Raw genomic sequence first — 22,969 nt, 5'->3', positions numbered from 1 at the left:
CTTTTATCTAACCTCTCATTCCCTGCATCATCTGCATCATCTTTCTGCCACCGCCACCTTGCATCATTTTCATCATCTTGCTCATTTGCTCGAACTGTTTCATTAGTTGGTTTACCTCTTGAATATCGCGACCGCTACCCTTGGCAATTCGTTTTTTGCGGTTTAAATCTATGATAGCAGGCGTATTGCGCTCTTTTGGAGTCATCGAATGGATAATTGCTTCGATGTGCTTGAAAGCGTCGTCTTTGATATCGAGGTCTTTCACTGCTTTCCCTACACCGGGGAGCATACCAAGGAGGTCTTTCATACTACCCATACGCTTAATTTGCTGTATTTGTTCAAGGAAGTCGTCAAACCCAAATTGGTTTTTTGCAATTTTCTTTTGCAACTTGCGCGCTTGCTCTTCGTCAAACTGCTCTTGAGCGCGTTCTACTAATGATACCACGTCGCCCATACCGAGAATACGGTCAGCCATACGGTCGGGATAGAACACATCAATAGCGTCCATTTTCTCGCCGGTACCTACGAATTTGATAGGTTTATTCACTACCGATTTAATAGTGATAGCTGCCCCACCACGGGTGTCCCCATCGAGTTTGGTAAGGATAACCCCATCGAAGTTCAGCACATCGTTGAAGGCTTTAGCCGTGTTTACAGCATCTTGCCCCGTCATCGCATCTACTACAAAAAGGGTTTCTTGTGGGTTCAGTGCTTTGTGGATATTCGATATTTCGGTCATCATTTGCTCGTCTACTGCCAACCGACCTGCGGTATCCACAATCACCACGTTCAAGTGGTTTTCTTTGGCGTATTGCACCCCTTTTTTGGCAATATCCACAGGGTTATTGTTCCCTTTATCCGAAAAAACAGGTACCCCCACCTGTTCTCCTACAATATGTAATTGGTCTATCGCAGCAGGACGATACACGTCGCACGCTACGAGCAAAGGTTTTTTATTTCTTTTATTTTTGAGGTAGTTAGCCAATTTCCCTGAGAAAGTAGTCTTACCAGAACCTTGTAAGCCCGACATCAATATAACAGTAGGATTCCCCGATAGGTTCACTCCAGCAGCATCACCTCCCATCAGCTGGGTGAGCTCATCTTTTACAATCTTCACCATTAACTGCCCTGGTTGTAGGGTAGTGAGCACTTGTTGTCCTAAGGCTTTTTCTTTTACGTTATTGGTAAAATCTTTGGCTATCTTATAATTCACGTCGGCATCAAGCAAAGCGCGACGCACTTCTTTCAGTGTTTCAGCTACGTTTATTTCGGTAATCTTACCGTGTCCCTTTAAGTTATGTAGGGCTTTCTCTAATTTATCACTTAAATTATCAAACATTTTTGTCTATTTTAAAAAGTTGTGCAAAGGTACTGAAAAAAAGTGGAAACTAAAAACTAAACAGCTAAAAAAGTGTATTGATACGGTTAATAAGCTGTTTTTCTATAATATAACTCCTTATTTTATAGAAGTTTAAAAGGCTGTTCTATAATAATCGTACAAGATTCCGTATAAGATTTCTATAAGCTAAGCATATTTTGCCTCCGAGTTTTTTAGAGTTCCTCCATATTTCTTCAATATCTCACCTTACCTTTTCTTTCGCCTCGTAACCTCATTTTTAACATTTTTTGCGTTGGTGTATCATATTATTAATCAATCACTTACATACCCTTTCTATACCAATCGTCCAAGATTCGTATAAGCTTCCTATAAGCTAAGCATACCCTCCTAATAGCCTTTTCTCTTCAAAATTACTCTCAGTGTACTTCTGATATTTTTCGTTTCCTTCCGAAATTTCCACCTTCCTCCGACCAATTAAATAACTATTTTTAATCTCTCCCCATCATTTGCTAATTTCCACATTTGCTAATCTGCTAATTTTCACATTTGCTAATTCCCTAATTTCCTAATTTTCACATTTGCTAATTCCCTAATTATCCTTATCTTTGCACCCAAAATATGTTTTTAATATGATTCATATTGATTTAAAGATAAAAATTGCAGTTTTAATAGCTATTTTTATCACCTTACAAAGCTGTAGAAAAACTACTCCCACTACTTCTCACCCCAATTCTTCATTAAATGAGGCTGGTAAAGAGGTTTATACTGAGGCTCTTACTATTGCAGTAGATACCTCTGTAACTTCATTTGAAAATCTTACAGTTCTTGATGCTACTTATAGAAAAGGAATACAGTCCGAAACCCATAGTTATTATACAGAAAATGGAGGAAAAACTCGTTGGCTCTTCGAAGATATCCCTTCTCGCATCTTTTCGCAATATATAGAAGCTTTAAAATGTATTGAAGAAGATGGTCTAAACCCCGAAACTTATAGGCGTTCTGCTTTGAAAAAAGTGGTAGATAGTGCCTATAAATATAAACTCCCTAATGATTATAAGGCTTATTTAGATAAACAAATTACCGCCTCTTTTTTGCTTTTTGCCAAGCACCTTACCTCTGGTCGCTTTTCTAAAAGAGCCTATGGAAAACATACGTGGATAAAACCAAAATATAAATATCGGAATATTGATATGCTCTTACATTTGGGAGATAACGATGATTTAGAAGCAAAATTAGCAAGTCTTTATCCCAAAGGAGAACAGTATAGACGAATGAAATATAAGTATATACAACTCAAAAATCAGCCTCTTGACACTATCCGTGTCATTAAATTTTCAGACCCTAAAAACTTTGTTTACGGGTATACCGATCCTGAGGTTGAGAGCTTGCGCAATGCCTTAGCTAAAAAAGGCTTTGGGTCAGTTCCCAAAATCGACCCTCAGGAAGTAGATAGTACCCTTATATGGGCATTGAAAAGATTTCAGCGCAGTAATGGGCTTATTCCCGATGGTTCCTTAGGTATCCAAACACTCAATCGTCTGAATATGAATAAAGCACGCCAGCGCGATTTACTTAGGCTCAATATGGAGCGTATGCGTGTTTTCAATAATGATTTAGGTGATGATTATATAATAGTGAATATTCCTGATTATAAACTTTTTTTATATCATAAGGACTCATTAATATATCAAACCAAAGTAGTGGTAGGGCGAGCTCAAAGCTCAACTCCCATTTTCACCGATTCTATTCGTTCAATAGAATTTCGCCCTACGTGGTCTGTGCCTCAGAGTATTATCAGAAAAGAAATGATTCCTCAAATGCTATTGCAAGAAGACCCCGAAAGATACAAAAATAGAGGTTATACTATGTATGAAAATGGCAAGGTGATAGACCCCTTAGAGGTAGATTGGACGAATCCATTAGTACATAAACGTGCTTTTTATTTTGTAGAAGCTCCCTCCGAGCGCAACTCATTGGGCTTAGTGAAGTTCCTGCTCAATAATAATATGAGTATATATTTGCACGATACACCATCGAAGTATTTGTTCGAACGTGAGCAACGTGCACTCAGTCACGGCTGTGTACGCGTGCAAAATCCTTCGCAATTAGCCTATTATCTACTGAAGAATGAAGGTGATGGAAAGTCTTGGACAGAAGAGAAAGTCAAAGACTTTATGAACAATAATAAGCGCAATCAGTATCGTGTAAAACTCAATACAAAATATATGATTAATATTCTGTACTACACCATATCGGTAGATAAGAAAGGCGAAGCAACTATAAAGAATGATATCTACGATCTTGATAACGAACAGTTGAAAGACATAAAGCGGTTTGAAAGCTAACTTTCAAACCGCTTTTTTTATTTGTCACTTATTTTAATGCCCTTTATTTTAAAGCTTTTCTTATTTCTTCTTTTAAACTATCCGAAGCCTCTACCAAAGGCAAACGCACATAGGGCTCACATAAGCCTTGAGCAGCTAAAATAGCTTTAATTCCCGTGGGGTTCCCTTCTTTAAAAGCTAAAGCCATCATAGGTAACAATTCGTATTGCAAAGCATTGGCTTTAGAAGTATTCCCGTTTAACCCTAATCGTACCATCTCAGAAAATTCCTTAGGGAAAGCAATCCCAATCACCGAAATTGCTCCACTACCACCCATATATACTGAAGGAAGGGTTGTAGTATCATCTCCTGATAAGAAAGTGAAATGTTTAGGCATATCTTTTAAGATATTCATATCTAACACTAAATTACCCGAAGCTTCTTTTACAGCTATAATATTCTTAAAGTCATTAGCCAATCGCAATATGGTTTCAGCGGTCATACATACCCCTGTGCGCCCAGGTACATTATATAAAATAATAGGTAAAGGACTCTCTTTGGCTATTGCTGCAAAGTGTGCATATAAACCATTTTGCGAAGGTTTATTGTAATAAGGCGTTACAGATAGAATCGCATCAAAAGGGGTTAAATCCGTACTCTTGATTTCCTCAATAACACTTTGGGTATTATTGCCCCCAATACCTAATACTAAGGGTAAATGCTTTTTATTAGCCTTGATAATAGTCTCTCGTACAAGAGCCTTTTCTTCCTTACTGAGAGTAGGAGCTTCGCTGGTAGTTCCCAAAACTACAATGAAATCTACTCCACCATCAGTTACATATTCTACTATACGGGTAAGAGCCTTAGTATCCACCCGCTTCTCAGCTGTGAAGGGTGTGATAAGAGCCACACCAGTTCCTCTTAGTTGTTTTGTCATAATTTTTTTATTTGCGAATAATGGTTTCTAATATTTTTTTTAATTCATTAGCAAAAACCTTTTCATCAGCAGGAGAACAAGCTATCACAATATCGTTGTACTGTAGTCCTATTCCTTCAAAACCAGCTCTTAATTTAGCCTTGATAGACGAAGATAATAGCAACAATGGCAACTTAGGCTCACTAAAATAATTAATGAGCAAGTCATACTCTTGTTCAGCTAATCTATCGGCGTGGTAATTCCTAATCTTTCCTTGCCAATTAATTTCCTTATCAATCAGAAAAGGAGTTCCATTAGCGTGAGTTTCTTCTGATTCACGCTTATATCCTAAGACAATATAGTTCTCAGGGCGAATGGAATAGTATTTTATAAGCTCCAATAAGGGGTCTACATTCTTCACTACGTCCATATCCACAATACAACCAACTTTGGCTAAGTTGTTGTCTAACCTTTTGTTATAACTTTCTAAGGCTTTAAAATTCTTCCGAATTTTATTTTTTATGTTATAATTTTTTACGATGTCCAAAATATATTGTAATTTTGCGTGTGATTGCAAAGGTAAAAATAATTTTTAAAATAGAAATATATTTATGAAAAAGTTTGATGTAATGAAGCATTATTTTTTTGTATTGCTTGTAACAATAGGATTTTTAGCCTCTTGCTCTTCGTCTAAAACGCAGCTTACAAGAGTAAAAGCTATAAACATTCCTATTACCGATACTATTTCACAAAAAGCTGAAATAGAAAACTTTATCACACCATATCGCGAACATATATCCACTGAGATGTCTACCGTCTTAGCTCAAAACCCAGCCGATTTGGTGAAAGATAGAAACGAAAAAGCATTAAATACCGCTATTGGTAATTTTATGGCTGATGCTACCTTCGAAATTGTAAATCCTCTTTACAAAAAACGTACAGGTAAGGATATCGACTTTGTAATGCTCAACTGGGGAGGTATTCGCTCCGATTTGCCCAAAGGTGATGTTACAGTAGGTTCAGTTTATGATATAATGCCTTTTGAGAATAAAGTAGTAGTACTTACAATGTCAGGAGAGAAAGTACAAGAACTTCTTAACTATTTGATTAAAGAGCGAAAACCTCACCCTCTGTCAAAGCAAATAGATTTGCAAATCACCAAAGATGGTAAGGTGGTTCATTTCAATATCAAAGGGAAACCTTTCGATTCTAAAGCTACTTATATAGTCGCTACTTCCGATTATTTAATGAATGGAGGAGATGCGATGTACTTCTTTGAAAATTCTTTAAAAGTAGATGAAACAGATTATAAACTTCGCAATGTACTGATTGACTATTTCAAAAAAATAGACGTATTAGACGCTAAAAAAGATAACCGATTTGAATATAAACTATAATACGATTATGAAAAGACGTACTTTTATTAAAAACATAGGAGCTTCATCTTTGCTAATGGGGGTAGGAGGTCTATCGCTATCAATGAAGCCAAGCAATGCAAAACAAATTACTATTTTGCATACGAACGACGTACACAGTCACATCGACCCTTTCCCTATTACTGACCCTCATAACCCTAATAAAGGAGGAATAGCACGTAGGGCATATCTCATCGACCAAGTACGTAAAGAAAATCCTCATACCTTGCTTTTCGATGCAGGGGATATTTTTCAAGGCACTCCTTATTTTAATTTCTATGGAGGTGAGTTAGAGTTTAAGCTAATGTCAATGCTTAAATACGATGCTGCTACCTTAGGGAATCACGATTTTGACAATGGAGTAGAGGGGCTTTTTGCACAGCTTCCTCACGCCAAGTTTGATTTTATCATTTCTAATTACGATGTAAGTAAAACGCTTCTCAATGGGTATACAAAACCCTATAAAATTTATATGGTAGATGGTATTAAAATAGGAGTTTTTGGTCTGGGCGTTGAATTGGAAGGTTTGGTAAATAAAAAACAATACGGCGAAACAGTTTATCTGAACCCTATAGAGATAGCACAAGATATGGAACGCAAACTTTATAATGAAGAACATTGTGACTTAATACTCTGTCTGTCTCACTTAGGATATGATTACAAAAATAGCCCTAAGGTCTCCGATTTAAAAGTAGCTGCTCAAACCTATTATATCGATTTAATTATAGGAGGTCATACACATACTTTTTTACCTCGCCCTACTTTGGTTACAAATAAAAGAGGAAATACTACTTTGGTAAATCAAGTAGGTTGTTATGGTATTAATTTGGGAAGAGTAGACTTCTTTTTTGAAGAAGATAGTCTTGTAAAAAACAAAGCAGTGACTATTGAAGTATAGGTTGTTATAAATTATTTTGTAAAAAAGTACTCGTTTTTTTTTGTATATTTAAAAAACTTATGTACTTTTGCAACCGAATTAAAAAGGAGCCTGAGTGGCGGAATTGGTAGACGCGCACGACTCAAACTCGTGTTCTTCGGAGTGAGGGTTCGATTCCCTCCTCAGGTACAATAAAAGGAGCTACATTATTGTGGCTCCTTTTTGTTTTTTTATATAAAGTAGTTTTGAGAACTATTTATTTTTTAGGTTTTACTTCGGTTCTCGCTTCTTCTGTTAGGTACCTCTTTTGTCTTTTCTCCTTCCCTATTTACCGTTGTTTTTTCAATTCTTTAGCACGTTGTTTTAAGTCTTTTTCAGTAAAGTAGTAAACAGTAACTTTATTGCTAAAATATTCCTCTCGTAGGTAGTAATAGGTGTTAGTTTTAAGGTCTTTTACAAGGTAATGAGTACTATGGTTATCAGGGAAGCCTTTGAGGATTTCATAAGTAGTGAGATGAAAGAGTTTGCGTACGAATTTGCCAATGCGCTCGTCTTTAGGAATATCACTTTTCAGTTGGAAAGAAGGATTAGGCGATTTGCCCCGTATATCATAAATTTTAATAAAGCGCAGTAAAGTGGCTACGTCATTTAGTTTCTGTTTGTCGGCAGCAAAATTACCAGTACTTTTAATGAGGTAGTATTCATCGTTGGAGATTTTGTGGAGATAATAACTACCGAGATTAAGATTGAGCTCTATAGGAATACTATCACATTCCACCCCTCGTTTTTCCATTTTCTCTACCTGAATAGATAAATACTTACCTACCGCTTGATAAGTCCCTATGGTAGGAGAAGAGCAGGTATTACCACATTCGGTTACTAACCAGGAGGAGAAAGTACCATCTGAATTGAAGAGAATACGGTCGCCAAAAGTATATTTACTCTCAGGCGTTTTTAGGAAATAGACATCGGTCACGTCAGGGAACTCCCCTAAAAAATTATCAATGCGCCATTCTTTGCCTATAAAATCTTGAGCGTGAATAACACTGATTAGCAGTAGTCCAATAGTAGTAAAAAGTGTTTTCATTTTTTAAATTGTACAAAAATACCTCCTGCAAGCCATAAAAGCAATAAAATACACCCTACAAGACTTAACCTACTACCTGTTTTCACTACTTCGGGTTCAAAAGCAAAGCGTATCTCGTGTTTTCCTGCGGGTACAGACATTCCTCGTAAAGTGTAATCTACACGGTAGATAGGCGTCTCTTTGCCATCGATAGTCGCTTTCCAGCCGTGAGGGTAGTACATCTCCGAGAAAACCGCAAAGCCCTCGTGAGAATTGTTACTTTCGTAAGTTAATTCATCAGGGCGCATATGTTTTAGTGCAATCGTAGCCGTGCTATCCACAATGTATTGTGGTGGAAGGTTTGTTTTCAAATCTTTGAGCGTTGCTAAAGCCTCTTCGGAAGGGTGAAACTCTTTTAAAGCTTTCATCACCTCATCATCACTGTTTTTTAAGCTAAGTTGCTTTACAAACCACGCATTACCTAAGGCATCTTCGTTGTGCATTGGTTGTATTTCTCCCTCTTGGTTGCGCAAAAGTATATATTTCACATTCAGCATATTGAGCACTTCCATATTTCCTTTGGCTATTTGGTAATCGAAGAGCTCTTGCAAGCGCTTGGGTTTCGCTGCGTGATAGCCTCCAATCGAATGGTGAAAAAACGAAGTACGTGCACCGTTGATACCCACTTGAGGTTCGTATACGCGATAATAGCTCTTGTCTTGAAGAATCGCCATATCAGCAGGAGTTGCCTCAAAAGGATTTTCTATTAGGTATTTATCTACAAAATTGTCTTTGTTTACATAGCGTTTGGCTACTCCTCCCAAATCAAAGAAAAGCAATGCTAAGAGTGCTATTTGCATTCCCCTAAGAGGAATTTTGTTGTACTGATAAAGCACCAAAGCCAAAGCTGTGAGCAGTATAAGTACGGTGCTTCTCAGCAAATCAGCAGTGTAAATACTTTTGCGGTCTTCCACTATCATTTGCACAATCTCTCTGTTGCCGTAATACACATCGTTTGCACTTTGGAAATCAAAGAATCCTTTTCCTAAGAAAAGCAATAACATTATCCCCAAACAAATATAAAGACTGTAAAGCAAGTATTTTTTGCGCTCCTCTTCAGGTGTTTTTAAGAACTGTTGTAACCCTACTATCGCCAATATAGGCACGCAGAGTTCTAAAATTACTTGTATAGACGATACCGCTCTAAACTTATTGTATAACGGAAAGTAGTCTATCATAAAATCAGTGAGCAGTCCGAAGTTCTTGCCCCACGAAAGTACGAGTGCCATTACTGAGCCCGTTAAAAGCCACCATTTAATTCTTCCTTTTACTACAAAAAGTGCTAAGACAAATAGGAAGAACACCACAGCTCCTATATAGGCAGGGGCAGCCACGATAGGCTGGTCGCCCCAGTAAGTGGGTAAACGTTGTGTTTCTTGTAATGCCTGCATAGGGGGTACCCCCAATTGTACCAAATACTGATACGTCTTAGAGTTTTCTCCTAAGTTTTCGTGGTTAGAACCTCCAAAAAGACGAGGCACGATAAGGTTTAGTGATTCACTGATGCCATAACTATATTCGGTGATATATTCTTTTGGTAGACCGCTGTTCTGCTCTTTCGGAGTTCCATCAGGAGTAATAGTAAGTGTCGATTTACTACGGGTGCTCCAATCGGCGTATTCGCGAGTCGTGAGCAGTAAAGTAGCATTTGCCAGTACACTCACTACTACAGCCCCAAGTAGTACCGCCATAGCTTTTGCAAAATCTTTGAGTTGTTTCTCTTTGATAGCTTTATAAAGGAAGCCTACGCCTAAGAGCAATACCAATAAAAGCAGGTAATACGTCATTTGGAAGTGATTAGCGCAGATTTCTAACGCCAACGCTACTGCTGTGAGTAATCCTCCCCAAAGGTATTTCCGCTGAAATACCAATAAGATACCCGCTAATAAAGGAGCAAAATAAGCAATGGCGTGTGCTTTGGCATTATGCCCTGCCCCTAAAATAATAATTAAGTAAGTAGAAAGACCAAAGGCAATAGCCCCCAAGAAAGCATTCTTGTAATCCACTTTTAACACCAAAAGTAGGACGTAAAAGCCTATAAAGTACAAGAAGAGATAATCGGCAGGACGAGGTAAAAAGCGCAACGTTCTGTCTAGCTGCTTTACAAAATCATTAGGATATTGTGCCCCTAACTGATAGGTAGGCATACCACCAAAAGCGCTGTTTGTCCAATATGTCTCTTTGTTTTCTGTTTGACGGTAATCATTCCGCTCCTTCGCCATACCGGTATACTGAACAATATCGCTTTGGAAGATACCTTTTCCCTGTAATACAGGATAAAAGAAAGCAAGTGCTATTACAGCAAATAGCGCTATTACTACAACGTGAGGGACTATTTTTTTCATTTGGTTATTTTTTACCTTTTATCTCTTACTTAAATCAAACTTCCTCATAATCTATGTATTCACCCACTTGCTTAGTAGCTTCAGGGTTTTTAGAATGAGAATTCTTATTTATAATAGTTTGTTTGCCTTCCTTCTCTTCTGAGCGATTTCGCCCATAAGCATTTTGTTGGTACTGATTTTGGGTACGCTCGAATTCTTTTTGCATTCTTTCACTTACCTTGTTTATGAAAAAACGCATCATATAAGGAGCCAATATTCTCAGGAGGATTCTCAGCCCCCAAAACACTAATATAATAATAAGGATAGTCTGTATAAATCCTGAAAAAGAAGCTTCTGACATCATTTTATTTTTAGTTTTGGTGCAAAGGTATAAAATAATTATGAACTAACAAATTTGTAAAATTTACTAATCTACTCCACTTTTACCTTATTTTTGTCTTTACCTTTGCATTGCTAAGCTCCCTCTCCTTAGGAGAGTTTCTCAACAACTACCGAGTAAGTGCGTGTTAAGAGGATTTTATCTTTCTCTTACTTTCGCCTCGTAACCCTGTTTTTAACATTTTTGGCATTGTTGTATTATAGTATGAATCAACTACTTATATACCCTTTCTATACCAATCGTCCAAGATTCGTATAAGCTTCCTATAAGCTTCCTATAAGCTAACCATACCCAATTTACCTCTTATCTTATACTCTTCACCTAATTTTCTCCTTCCGAATCCTTCTGATATATTTCGAAAAAAAGATGGAGTTATTTTGAGTGAAAAAACAAAGCACAATGAAAATTTATATAAATTCTTACCTCTAACCTAACTTATTTTTGAAAATCAATAGGTCCACTTCAATCCTATCAGATAAGTTCTCCCCGGAGAAATGCTGGAGTAGAAACTCGTGGTTTTAGTTACATAATTGAAAAGATTGTCAATACCTGCTGTGAAGGTGAGGTGGTAGGGAAGTTTAGAGAATAGTTGCAAATGCCATATACTATAAGGTTCATAATAGGTATAGAGCTCATTGTTATTACTATCGGTATCGTGAATGCGGGTAGCACTTACGTATTTGCCACTCAACACAACGTTAGGAATATAGAGGGCATCACGTTTAGGAATGTATTCAGCTTTTACAGTGAAGGTATGCGGGCGGTTTTCACCTGTACTATTGCTAATGTAGTAGTAAGCATACGAACCTTTAAAGCGGAAAGCTTTTGTAGGGTGATAAGTCGCCGATATCTCAGAGCTTACAATTTCAGTATTGCCATTAAAATTTACATAACGAATAGTATCGCTGGCAGCCGTCCAGCGGAAGGCTATTTTATCTCTTACCGACGAGAGTTGCGTCATCGCGGTAATATTCAGCTTCTTGCTGTCGAAATCTACTGAAAGGTTAAGGTTATTACTGGTTTCGGGTTTAAGGTCTTTGTTACCCATTATTTGGAAGCCACCCCCCCAAGGGTGAAACCAATTAGTGTAGAGTTCTTTCAAGGTAGGCGACCGGAAACCTGTGGAAAAACCTCCTCTAAAAGTAAACTGCTCTACCTTAAACATTCCTGACAAGCGATAGGTAAAGTGTTCTTTAAAGAGTGAATGATAATCTATACGTGCCCCAGTTACCAAGGTGAAAGCAGGTGAGAGTGCCCATTCTTGTTGGGTGAAAGCGGTGTAGTTTTGTGCGTTTTCTTTGGCTTCAGTACCTGTATTATCAAAACGGAAACTGAGTAGTTCATCTGAAAATATTTCTGCTCCTGCTACTAACGAATGTTTTTCCCATAGCGATTGGTTGTATTGCATTCCTGCACGCCATATGGTGTTTTCATAGTTCTTTTCTTTTTCTTTTAATAACGGGAAGTAGTTAAACTTGTCGTAACGGTCAAAAGCCCCCGATAGGCTTATTTTTTTGCTCTCAGTGAGTGCAATGTTAGATTTAGCCGATAAAGTGTAGTTATAATATCTATCACGTAGTTTCCTTGAAGATTCTGTCCCTTGATTGCGTTCGCTGAAGTAGTAGTTAGGTGTAAGGGCAAGGTCTATTTTAGGTGATAAGTTGAAAGTAAGTTTAGGGGTAACCCCATAAGTAGTAAACCCCGCAATATTGAGTTCTCCTTTTTCAGAGGTAACAGCTGTACCATTCTTATAAACTGTTAATGGTTCGCTGTCTTCCAAAACATAAGGTTCGCGGAAATTGTAAAAAGATGTCAGGCGGATACTACCCCATTTTTGCTTGCTCCCCACGCCTACATTCGCTTTATGACTTTTGATGCTCTCGTACTGATAACTCGCGCTACCTTCAAAAGATTTCTTAGCATTTTTGGTAATAATATTAATCACCCCTCCTAGCGCATTCGAGCCATAAAGAGAAGAAGAAGCCCCTTTGATGATTTCAATACGTTCAATATTATCCAAGTCAATGCGATTATAGTCAATATTGTCAAAAGTTTCTCCTGCCATACGCTCGCCGTCCATTAAAAAGAGCACATATTTACCTCCAAATCCCATCATATTAATGTTAGGCATACCTCCATCGTAAGTAAAGTTGATACCTGCAAATTCCGTTTCTAAAAACGATTGAAAGTCGGTAGCTTGCGATTTGCGAATATCTTCCGCGGTAACTACTTGTACGGTGATAGGTACGTTTTTTAAGTTCTTTTGAGCGCGTGTAGCCGTTACAATTATCTCATTGAGTTTTATAGGTTCATCTTCCTTCTTGTCGTTTTGAGCAAGAGTAGATAGCGAGTAGAATAATGAAATAAAAGCAGTGATAAAAATCTTTCGCATATTGATAATTTAATTTAGACAAAAGAGGCTGCCTATATCAAGACAGCCTCAGTGTGATTATTGTTTAGGCTTAAAACTTACCATCTTTGCTAATTAGATAGCTAAAAGTAACGTAGTTAGGTTTAGCCCCATCGTTATAAAAATCGGTAACTTGAAATTTAGCATATTCTCCTTTTGCAGTTTTAATTATGTAAACATACTTTGTAGGAGCATACACACTTGGCCATTTTCCTATATTGTTGGGTGAAAGAGAAACATAACCTGTTTTTGTTTCAAAATCTCCAGATACAATTGGAGAAAAAGTACCTTTTTTTTCTGTTAGATTAGGATAAGATCCATAAGACATTGTACCTTTTACATCTTGTGTATAACCTTCAGTAGGAGCAGAAGTAACAGCGTCAAAGTCGTTAGAGTCAGTTTTTATAGCTCCTCCTTCTCCTTTACCTGATACACCACCATTAGTTTTGAGATAATGAGCAAAAAAAGCTATATCCCAATCTAAGCTATTTTCAGGATCTTGAATAGTTATAACTCCTTTTTTAAAAGAAAAGTATACCCAATTATCTTTGTTGAAAGTGTACAAGTTCTTCACTTGTGTTCCTTTTGAGATTTTTTTCTCTTCTTTGCTATCATTGTCCTTACTGCAAGAAGCAAAAGTAAGAGCTATAGCTAAAACTGATACTAATAATCTAACTTTCATAATCTTTATTATTTGCTTTGATTATCACTCAATTGATATTTTAGTTTCGGGTAATTAGGTGCTTTTTTGCCGTTTACTTCCTTATAAAAATCAGTTACTTGCACTTTAGCGTATTTACCATCAGCTGTTTTGATAATGTATACCCATTCATTAGGAGCGTAAACATCTCCCCATTTCTTTATATTGCTAGGACTGATGTTTATAGTACCTGTTGTAGAACCAAAGCCTCCTGTAAGTACTGGTGAAACGTTTACTTTAGTAGAGCTGTTTCTACCAGTAAAAGTTACTTCTTTGTCTTTTTCAAAACCTACTACTACAGTTTCTTTTACAGCATCAAAATCTTTTGATTCTGTTTTAAGAGCTTCTCCTTTTCCTTTACCATTCACACCACCATTGAGCTTTACATAATAACCTTTGAAAGCTATATCCCAATTAGTGTCATTTTCAGGGGTAGTGGTGCTTACTACAGCTCCTGTTGCCAATGAAAAGTATTGCCAATCGCCAGTAGCATCTAATTGTACTTCTGCAACTGCTTTGGTAAAAGTAAGGCTTACTTTTTCTACTGGAGCTTGTGAGGTAAGAGTATCATATTTAAAAGTAAGATAACCTAATTCACCCTTAGCGTTAGTATACTCAGTAATTTGTAATTTTACATACTTTCCTTTTACTGTTTTTACTACATATACATATTTGGTAAGTGTAATATGAGGAGTATTGCTTCCTGGTGTAGGAGGATTATAGTTATAGAAACCTTTAGGGTCAGGGCTTTGTACTGTACCTGTAATGGCAGGATTAACTGAGATAGTTGTAGTAGTAGGAGTTGTTTGTCCTGGTTGTGGACGCCCATAAGAAGTTACTAATATGTCTTTCTCATATCCTATGCCAGGGTATTGAGTAACAGTAGCAAAATCTTTACTTCCTGTATTGGCTACTTCCACGCCTCCAATACCTGAAGTACCACCATTAGTTTTTACGTTATAACGATTGAAAGCGATATCCCAATTATCACTTGTGCGAGGATTGGTTACCTCTACTTGTTTCCCTTCTGAAAAAGAAAAATACACCCACTCTGTTTGTGAAGAAACATTTAATTCTTTAACTTCTTTAGCAGTAGAAGGTATAGGGGTCGGATTGTCGTCTTTACTACAAGAAGTAGTAAGCACCATCATTCCTGCGATAAGCGCAGGAGCTAAAAATTTTAATCTCATAATATTGTTTGTATTTTGATTTGACGGCGCAAAGATACTACTTATTTAGAATTATACAAAACAATATGGTATTTTATTTTGAAAAATTCAATATAAGCAAAGTTTTCCTCAATAAAAACTTATCAATATTTTCTTTTTGTAAGTGTGTAATTTGCAGAAGGAGTGATAGCATAATCTAAAAAAACATCAGTAGCATTTCTCAAAGCATAAAAGTTATTTTCAGGAGGGAAGTAGGAGAGTCCTATTTTGAGTGTTTCATCTTTGCATTCACTCAAAAAACGGTCGTAATAGCCACCACCATAGCCTATCCGATTGCCATATTTGTCATAGGCAAGAAGAGGAACGAATACTACATCTATGGTTTTGGGAGTTATAATAACACCTTGTTTAGGTTCGGGAATACCCCAAGCGTTATTAATGAGCTGAGTATCTTTGGTGAGAAGAATAGAGGACAGCGTGCGAGTATTGCTATCCATTTTAGGGACTACTATTTGCTTATTCTTATCGCGTAGTATGTTCAATATATAATTTGTGTTTATTTCGGCTAATCGTTCTATGGGGAGGAATATATGGTAAGTGTGATGCTCCCATAAAGAATTAGGAAAAAGAAGTAACCTTTCAGCTATTTGTCGGCTGAGGAGGTCTCGCTCCTCAGCTGATAGGGCATTGCGTTTTTGCTTATAGAGTGTCCTGAGTTCTTTTTTTGTCATACTACAATAAGAGTTTGTTCAGTTCGCTACTATCACCATTGAAAATATTAAAATCTATTTTGACTTTTGCTCCCGCAGTAATACCATTTTCAGTGAATTGCCATAACTGCCAAGAAAAAACAGAGGTGGGAACTGACACATTATTATAATTGGCTATCCATAATGGGTATTGCTTGAATGTGGGATACAAATAATCTTCGTAAAAACTGATGTAAGTATAGATAATAGGTTTGCGTTTATAGTGTTTTTCAACAATATCTAACCACGTTTGTACATCTTTAATAAACTGTTCTTTGGATTTCTTTTTAGGCAATTGTTCTATATCTAAAATAGGTAAGAAATCTCCTTTTTCCAACCGAGCATTCTTCAGGTAGGAGTTTGCTTGTAGCTTAGGGTCTTCGTCTGGGCGATAGTAATGGTAAGCTCCTCTGATAAGTTGGTGTTTTTTAGCTTCTGAAAAAAAGTGTGCAAAGTTCTTATCGGTTCCATCGTTCCCCATTGTTGCTCTAAAAATGGCAAATTGGATAGGGTATTTTGCCGTTTTATTTCGGATGTAGAGGCTATCCCATTCTATTTCTTCGCGTTCTTGATAGTGCGAAAGGTCGATGCCGAAGACTTTATCGTAGTAGAGGCTTACGATATGTTCAATACGATTGCTTTCGTAGGTAGAGTTTATTTTACGGGCTGTAATTTTGTTTAGTATTTTTTGGTAAATGGCAGGATAATAGGTTCTGATATAGAAAACGCTACCTACTCCCAACAACAAAATGCATAGGAGGCTTACAGTAAAAAAGTTCCCAAATAGAGATTTCTTTTTTGCAGATATACGAGACTTACTTCTTTGTAGCTTTTTCTTTTTCATTTTGCAAATATACATTAAAAATCTGAATTACGTATAAATCTTTAAAAATATTAATTAGCGAATTGGCCGATTAGCAGATGTGAGGATTAGCAAATGAAAGGGAGGGATTAAAATAGTTATTTGATTGGTCGGAGGGAGAAAGCCTTGTTTAATGATTAATGGTTAATGATTAATGGTTAATGATTAATGGTTAATGATTAATGGTTAATGATTAATGGTTAATGATTAATGGTTAATGATTAATGGTTAATGATTAATGATTAATGGTTAATTAGGTGGGGCTTATGCAGAACTTATAGGAAGCTTATAAGATAAACGAACAATGAGTGGGTCTACAGTGGGTCTACAGTGGGTCTACAACGAACGAAAGACGAACAAAAGACGAACAAAAGACGAACAATGAACGAAGAAATAGTGCTCTCAAAGTGAAGGTAAAGTGGAGCTAATGAAATACTATTTTGAACGTTTTGCCTAATAAAAGTGAGGCTTAGGGGAAGAATGGGTCGATAGTTTTGGTAACTAAACTATTTTCTATTAGGAATTGGTTTTCAGGTGAAGCCAATTCTTTGTTTTTAATATCACATATCAAATCGTCGGATTGGGCGATGAGGGCGTATAGATAATCGGTGATAGAATGGACTAAGCAGGTGATAGGCAGTTGGGCAAGAGCGCGCAAGCTACGGAGCATTGCAATGATTTCAAAACCATTGTGAGCACTATCTACTAAAATACGTAGTTTGTCGTTAGGAGTAAGAATGTGGATAAAAGTTTCCTTAATGGTGTTTTCTAAAAGAAGAGATGCAGGTATATAGAGGTATTGAGCTTCTTTTACCGATAAGGCTTGGGGCAAAGTATCAATAGCAGTTATCACCAATGATTTGCAAGATGCTTTGCTTTGTGTAAAATTCTCGATGTTCTGATAAAGTATTTCAGTGGGTTCGTTAGGCGGAATGCTTTCTTCTTCCATAGCCACGATGCGCAAAGAGGGCATTCCTTCTAAATACCCCATTGCGCGATACCCGCGTTCATAAGGCGGCAAACCAGCCATAGTTTCATTGTTTTTGCTCATACATTTCTTGTTTTATTCTTTTTTCAAAGGGTTCCCAGAGGCGTCTGGGTGTTAATGAGTCAGCGGTGTGATTTCTGGTAAAAGGATAGAAATCCCATTCTTTACGTGGATAAACTTCAACGGTATTATTTTCAGGAAAGAAAGTAGAGCACTGTGTATTAAAAAACTGTTGTTCTTGCGATGCCTTCACTCTTATTTGTTTTTGCAGGCTGTGGCTTTTTAGCATACCCGACAATCCTCCTTGTTTATGAACTTGCTGGTATAGCACAAGAGCTTTCTTGTACATTTCGTAGCTGATAGCCTCAATTGCATACATTCCGTTGAGCCGTGTTGCGTTGCGGGTAGCAGTGAGTTGCTGAATGGTAGCTACATTTGCTTTTTCAGTATTTACGCTGTTCTTCTTAAAGAAAAGGGAATTTTTAGGCAATAAATAATCAGCACCTCCTAATACAGCAGCCTCGTAAGCTAACTGTACATAGTTTTGGTTATGCGACGATTTCAGAAGAGATAAACCTCTATGAGATACTTCGGCTATCAAATGGAAGGGTAGGGTAGGGTAGAGCTCGCTAAATAAGCGACGAAAAGCACGCAGTTTTGCAATTTCTAACAGAAAGCTACCTCCAACCGCTATTTTCACAAAAGCAGTGGTTACTTTTGAAGTAGTCAGTATTTCCTGCATTTGGGCTACTCCGAAAGCGATTTGTTGCACCATTGAAGCTCCTGTGTTTTGGTAGGTTGAGGTATCTACAGTGAGGGCATTGGTGAACAAGTAGTGTAAATCAGTAGGTAACCATTGTTGTACTTCGTCTTGAATAAGCTCAGTGTGCAGGTTGAGCAAAAAAAAGTGAACTGATTGGCTTTGCCAAAAAGCAATGCGTTTGAGGGTCTGTTCTTTATCGGATACAAAAAGAGGAACAGCTACTTGTGTTTGGATATCAACTGCATAAGGGCTTTTTACGTTCTCGGAAGTGTAAAAAGGTAAGATAGGAACGTCCTCTGCTGAAGTGTATATAAGCGACTCGTAGTCTCTTCCTTTCAGCAGGTATTGCAGTTGTTGCTTCCATTGTTTAGCAGTGTTCTCCATTCTTCGCTTTTTAGTGAAAGAAGTCTCCGTTACGGGAGAGAAATTGAATAAAAATTCTTTAAAAATTAAAACAAAATAATGTTTTTGTAATTATGTAGGTTTAACTTTGCCAATGTTTCAAACATTGGCAAAGTATATAGGATAACCAGATTTTATCCTTTAGCTTTTTCGGTAGGGCGCAACACCATACGATACGACTGGTCTTTGCTGATATAATAACCTATCCAGTTGTACAAAGCTTTTAGTTTGTTGCGGAAGTTTACCAGTGACATTATGTGTATAAATGCCCAAATAGCCCACGCTACGAAGCCTTTAAGGAAAATGTGTTTAGGCAAATCGGCGACGGCTTGGTTACGACCAATGATTGCCATAGAGCCTTTATCGACATAACTGAAAGGAGTAGGGTTTACGAAATCTTTATTGAAGTTTTTTCCTAAGTTATTGGCTTGTTGTATGGCTACTTGTGCGAGCTGAGGGTGCCCTTGAGGGAAGTGAGGGTCGGCGGTCATAATAGACGAATCGCCGATTGCATAGATGTTCTCGAAGCCTTCCATTTTGTTATAAGCATCGGTTTTCATACGTCGTCCACGACCCAAGTGTTGCTTGTCGTCAATACCTTTGAAGGTTTTAGCCGAAATCCCCGCTGCCCATATTAGGTTACGAGCATCAAGTATCGTACCGTCCGAAAGGTATACTTCGTCATTCAGAAAATCGGTTACCTGTACTCCTAATTTGAGTTTTACACCTTTTTTAAGCAAGATTTTTTCGGTATATGCTTGGGCTTTTTTACTCATAGGAGCAAGTACGGTGTTTTGTCCGTCGATGAGATAAATATCACCTAAATCGTCATAAGTAAGCTCAGGGTAATCCTTGCGCATAATGTTCTGTTTCATTTCAGCAAAGATACCTGATAGCTCTACCCCAGTAGGACCTGCTCCTGCAATAGCAAAAGAGAGTAACTTACGGCGCAATTCTTTGTCCTCAGTACGGGTAGCGCGCTCCAAACGGGTGTATACTAAGTTGCGAAGCATAAGGGCGTCGCCTACGGTTTTCATAGGCATTGCTTTTTCTTCTACATCTTTGTTACCAAAGAAGTTTGATTCAGCTCCCGTAGCCATTACCAATACATCATAATGCAGTTCTCCATTGCTTAAGATGAGTTTGTTTTCCGATGGAACGACTTCTCGCAAGGTAGCCATTCTGAAACGTGCATTTTTATACTTGCGAAATAGACGGCGGAAAGGGTAGGAGATAGATGAAGGCTCCATAAAGCCCGCAGCCAACTGATATAGCAGAGGTGGAAAGAAATTGTAGTTATTCATATCCACCAAGGTAATTTTATATTTACCAGAGCGGTTCAACACTTTTACTAGCTCTAAGCCAGCAAAGCCACCGCCCACAATTACGATATGCTTTTTGTTTTCCATAATGATTATTTTTAATTAGCCAATTAACAAATTTGTCAATCAGCTGATAATAGAGTGTAATTATAGTGTTTTATTTTCTTTTTCAGTGTTTTCTTCTTCTTCGTCCTTAGGGAATATCTCAATCTTAGGTTCTTTGATAGTTTCTTTGTTGGACAGACTGCGTTCTAAGAAAAGCAATAGACTTGGCAAGAGCAGTAAGTTCGTCATCATTGCGAAAAGCAAAGTAGCTGATATGAGTCCGCCGAGTGCTTTGGTACCTCCGAAACTGGAGAGCAAGAACACTGAGAAACCACAGAGTAGTACGATAGAAGTATAGAACATACTTACTCCTGTTTCGCGTAAAGCTGCATATACCGATTTGCTTATCTTCCAATTACGCGCTACTAACTCTAAGCGATATTTAGCCAAGAAGTGAATGGTATCGTCTACCGAAATACCAAAGGCAATACTGAACACAAGTATAGTGGAAGGCTTGAGCGGAATGCCAAAATAGCCCATCAGTCCTGCGGTGATGAGTAGCGGTAAGAGGTTAGGAATGAGTGAGACAACTATCATCTTGAACGAACGGAACATATACGCCATAATGAGCGCAATGAGCAAAATAGCTAAGGCTAATGACCAAATGAGGTTGGTAGCTAAATAATTAGTACCTTTGGTAAACAAATAGGCTTTACCGGTAATCTTCACTTCATACCTATTACTTGGGAAAAGCTTTTGTGCTTTGGTGTAAATATTGTCCTCGATTTGTTGCATCTTCTCAGTACCAATATCCTTCATAAAAGTAGTGATGCGTGCCGTTTGCCCCAATGAATCTACATAAGCGGAGAGCATATTAGCATTACCTTTAGAGTTTTTGACGTATGAAAGGATAAAGTTTTGCTCTTGGGTAGTGGGCAGGCTATAATATTTAGGGTTGCCATTGTAATAGGCTTGTTTGGCATATTTCACTAAGTTTACCAACGAAAGCGGTTTGGATATTTCGGGGATTTCCTCGATATGAGTGCAGAGTTCGTCAATGCGTTTGAGATTCACTAACCGAGTAACACCGTTCTTCTGCTTCGTATTAATAGTGATTTCCAAAGGCATAATTCCGCCATAATTCTTCTCGAAGAAAGTGATATCGTCAAAAAAATCAGCTGACTTAGGCATATCTTCGATGAGACTACCCGAAATCTTTATTTTGTAAATACCAATAATACTGAGGATAAGCAGAGCGATAGCCGTAGTGAATACTGCAATACGGTGATGCTTTACTGTATTCTCAATGAACTTGATAAGTCCACCTATCCAGTTGCGATGCAAATGCCTTAGGTGTTTTTCCTGAGGTATGTGCATATAACTGTAAATAATAGGGATTAGCAATAGAGAAATGAAGAAGATAGATACTACATTGATAGAAGCAATGACCCCAAACTGTTTGAGCAAAGAACTTTCGGTAAAAATAAAGGTAGCAAAACCGATAGCCGTAGTGAGGTTGGTGAGCAGGGTTACATTGCCTACATTGCGGATTACCCTAATAAGCGACTTAGCTTGATTGCCGTGCTTACTAATTTCTTGTTGGTATTTATTGATGAGGAATACACAGTTCGGGATACCAATTACAATGACCAAAGGCGGAATAAGTCCTGTGAGAATGGTGATTTCGTAGCCGAAAAGCCCTAGAAAACCAAATACCCACATTACTGCAATCGATACTACACCCATAGAGATAAACATCGCTCTGAATGAACGGAAAAAGAAAAAGAAGATGGCTGAAGTAGAGAGTAGGGCAGCCAAGATGAATAACCCTATCTCGTCCATTATATTTTGAGCGCTGAGGGTACGAATATAAGGCATACCCGAAGTGTGCACTTTGAGTCCGGTTTGCGCTTCGAACTTCTCGACTATGGGAATAAAATCGTTGAGGATAAAATCCTTGCGGGCTTGTGTATTGACAATCTTTTTGTTCATATACACGGCTGTTTGCAAGGTATTTGTTTTCTTGTTGTAGATGAGACCTTCGTAGAAAGGTAGTTTCTCGGAAAGTACTTTCTTGAGACTATCAGCTTCAGTTTGGTTTTTTACTTTTCCTTCGATAAACTTATGGGTAACAAAGCGTTGCTGTGCAGTGTCTTTCACTAAGATAGGCAAATTGTCGATAGAGATAACAGCGTCTATCTGTTTGAACTTTTTTAGTTCGTTACTAAGGGCAATCCATTTGTTGAGTACCTCAGGTGTATAGATTTTTTTGTCGTCTAACGCCATTAATATCAAGTTACCTTCTTCGCCGAACTTATCGAGGAAGTGCTTGTACTCCATATTCACAGGGTGATCATCGGGGAGCATATTTGCTTCGGTAAAAGTAAAGCGCACGTTCTTCCACTGTGTAGCTAAGCCCCCAGTGATAGCAGCTATGAGTAGTAAAAAAGCAATTCGGTTGCGCAATATTAAGCCCGCAATGGTACCCCAGAAGCTGGCTTTTATCCATCTAAACATCTTGATATCTCTTTATTTTCTGAGGGCGCAAAAGTACAAAATAATATACAATTACAAAAATAAATATCAATGATTAATGGTTAGTGGTTAATGATTAATAATGATTTTATGAATTGATAGGGAGTTTGACGTAAGAGATAGATAGCGTAACTTAATTAGCAAATGAGGAAATGAGGAAATGAGAAAATGTGGGAATTAGTTGGAGAATATCGGGAGGGGCTTGGACTTCGGAGAAAAACGAAAAATATCAGAAGTGGACTGAGAGGGATTTTAGCGAAAAAAGGTTATTAGGAGGGTGGGGTTAGCTTATAGAGAGCTTAT

General features: G+C 37.7%; 18 protein-coding genes and 1 tRNA gene. 4 read left to right on the top strand and 15 right to left on the bottom strand.

Going from position 1 to position 22,969, the window contains the following annotated elements:
- Positions 1–7 precede the first annotated feature (7 nt).
- On the bottom strand, positions 8–1,339 hold the full coding sequence (gene ffh, locus HMPREF1321_RS01815; RefSeq protein ID WP_009411396.1) for a signal recognition particle protein: 1,332 nt from the start codon (positions 1,337–1,339) through the stop codon (positions 8–10).
- A 629-nt stretch (positions 1,340–1,968) separates the two neighbouring features.
- Between ffh and HMPREF1321_RS01810 the strand changes: the two genes are divergently transcribed.
- Positions 1,969–3,684 (top strand): murein L,D-transpeptidase, encoded by a 1,716-nt coding sequence (locus HMPREF1321_RS01810; protein ID WP_009421093.1) that lies wholly within the window; start codon positions 1,969–1,971, stop codon positions 3,682–3,684.
- A 43-nt stretch (positions 3,685–3,727) separates the two neighbouring features.
- On the opposite strand, the gene dapA is transcribed toward HMPREF1321_RS01810, so the two are convergent.
- Complete coding sequence (gene dapA, locus HMPREF1321_RS01805) at positions 3,728–4,600, bottom strand: 4-hydroxy-tetrahydrodipicolinate synthase (RefSeq protein WP_009421139.1); 873 nt, start codon at positions 4,598–4,600, stop codon at positions 3,728–3,730.
- 7 nt (positions 4,601–4,607) lie between these two features.
- The gene (locus HMPREF1321_RS01800) at positions 4,608–5,126 is read right to left on the bottom strand and encodes a DUF6913 domain-containing protein (RefSeq protein ID WP_002675764.1); all 519 of its coding nucleotides are present in this window, start codon (positions 5,124–5,126) and stop codon (positions 4,608–4,610) included.
- Positions 5,127–5,190: 64 nt separating this feature from the next.
- Here HMPREF1321_RS01800 and HMPREF1321_RS01795 point away from each other — a divergent pair, with 64 nt between their 5' ends.
- The 3 genes from HMPREF1321_RS01795 (at position 5,191) to HMPREF1321_RS01785 (ending at position 7,060) form a co-directional block, all read left to right on the top strand.
- Positions 5,191–5,976: a 5'-nucleotidase C-terminal domain-containing protein gene (locus HMPREF1321_RS01795; protein WP_009421106.1), complete on the top strand. Its 786-nt coding sequence runs from the start codon at positions 5,191–5,193 to the stop codon at positions 5,974–5,976.
- Between the two features lie 7 nt (positions 5,977–5,983).
- Complete coding sequence (locus HMPREF1321_RS01790; protein WP_009421113.1) at positions 5,984–6,892, top strand: bifunctional metallophosphatase/5'-nucleotidase; 909 nt, start codon at positions 5,984–5,986, stop codon at positions 6,890–6,892.
- 88 nt (positions 6,893–6,980) lie between these two features.
- A tRNA-Leu gene (locus HMPREF1321_RS01785) sits at positions 6,981–7,060 on the top strand.
- A gap of 139 nt (positions 7,061–7,199) precedes the next feature.
- On the opposite strand, the gene HMPREF1321_RS01780 is transcribed toward HMPREF1321_RS01785, so the two are convergent.
- The 12 genes from HMPREF1321_RS01780 to HMPREF1321_RS01725 form a co-directional block, all read right to left on the bottom strand.
- Positions 7,200–7,958: a hypothetical protein gene (locus tag HMPREF1321_RS01780; RefSeq protein ID WP_009421115.1), complete on the bottom strand. Its 759-nt coding sequence runs from the start codon at positions 7,956–7,958 to the stop codon at positions 7,200–7,202.
- Positions 7,955–10,342, bottom strand: a complete 2,388-nt coding sequence (locus HMPREF1321_RS01775; protein WP_009421126.1) for a YfhO family protein — start codon at positions 10,340–10,342, stop codon at positions 7,955–7,957. The genes HMPREF1321_RS01780 and HMPREF1321_RS01775 overlap by 4 nt, the downstream gene beginning before the upstream one ends.
- A 34-nt stretch (positions 10,343–10,376) precedes the next feature.
- The gene (locus HMPREF1321_RS01770) at positions 10,377–10,685 is read right to left on the bottom strand and encodes a DUF4834 family protein (protein WP_034556230.1); all 309 of its coding nucleotides are present in this window, start codon (positions 10,683–10,685) and stop codon (positions 10,377–10,379) included.
- Positions 10,686–11,169: 484 nt separating this feature from the next.
- Positions 11,170–13,113 carry a TonB-dependent receptor plug domain-containing protein gene (locus HMPREF1321_RS01765; protein ID WP_009421090.1) on the bottom strand — a complete coding sequence of 648 codons (1,944 nt, stop codon included), beginning with the start codon at positions 13,111–13,113 and terminating at the stop codon, positions 11,170–11,172.
- Positions 13,114–13,183: 70 nt separating this feature from the next.
- Positions 13,184–13,813 carry an HmuY family protein gene (locus HMPREF1321_RS01760; RefSeq protein WP_009421107.1) on the bottom strand — a complete coding sequence of 210 codons (630 nt, stop codon included), beginning with the start codon at positions 13,811–13,813 and terminating at the stop codon, positions 13,184–13,186.
- An 8-nt stretch (positions 13,814–13,821) separates the two neighbouring features.
- A complete protein-coding gene (locus HMPREF1321_RS01755; protein WP_009421114.1) occupies positions 13,822–15,021 on the bottom strand; it encodes an HmuY family protein in 1,200 nt (399 codons plus the stop codon).
- A gap of 122 nt (positions 15,022–15,143) precedes the next feature.
- Positions 15,144–15,731 (bottom strand): 5-formyltetrahydrofolate cyclo-ligase, encoded by a 588-nt coding sequence (locus HMPREF1321_RS01750; protein WP_009421095.1) that lies wholly within the window; start codon positions 15,729–15,731, stop codon positions 15,144–15,146.
- 1 nt (position 15,732) lies between these two features.
- Entirely contained in the window at positions 15,733–16,593 is an 861-nt protein-coding gene (locus HMPREF1321_RS01745) for a glycoside hydrolase family 25 protein (RefSeq protein WP_015782843.1), read from the bottom strand.
- Positions 16,594–17,080: 487 nt separating this feature from the next.
- Positions 17,081–17,662: a hypothetical protein gene (locus HMPREF1321_RS01740; protein ID WP_009421138.1), complete on the bottom strand. Its 582-nt coding sequence runs from the start codon at positions 17,660–17,662 to the stop codon at positions 17,081–17,083.
- The gene (locus HMPREF1321_RS01735; protein ID WP_009421119.1) at positions 17,646–18,746 is read right to left on the bottom strand and encodes a methylmalonyl-CoA mutase family protein; all 1,101 of its coding nucleotides are present in this window, start codon (positions 18,744–18,746) and stop codon (positions 17,646–17,648) included. The genes HMPREF1321_RS01740 and HMPREF1321_RS01735 overlap by 17 nt, the downstream gene beginning before the upstream one ends.
- Positions 18,747–18,898: 152 nt before the next feature.
- Positions 18,899–20,173, bottom strand: a complete 1,275-nt coding sequence (locus tag HMPREF1321_RS01730; RefSeq protein WP_009421134.1) for an NAD(P)/FAD-dependent oxidoreductase — start codon at positions 20,171–20,173, stop codon at positions 18,899–18,901.
- Between the two features lie 60 nt (positions 20,174–20,233).
- Positions 20,234–22,648 (bottom strand): efflux RND transporter permease subunit, encoded by a 2,415-nt coding sequence (locus HMPREF1321_RS01725; RefSeq protein WP_009421129.1) that lies wholly within the window; start codon positions 22,646–22,648, stop codon positions 20,234–20,236.
- Positions 22,649–22,969: the final 321 nt, after the last annotated feature.

The sequence above is a fragment of the Capnocytophaga sp. oral taxon 412 str. F0487 genome, assembly GCF_000271925.1.
Lineage (GTDB): Bacteria > Bacteroidota > Bacteroidia > Flavobacteriales > Flavobacteriaceae > Capnocytophaga > Capnocytophaga ochracea.
Note: the sequence above shows the minus strand (reverse complement) of the source record. Positions and strands in the feature narration are given on the sequence as shown.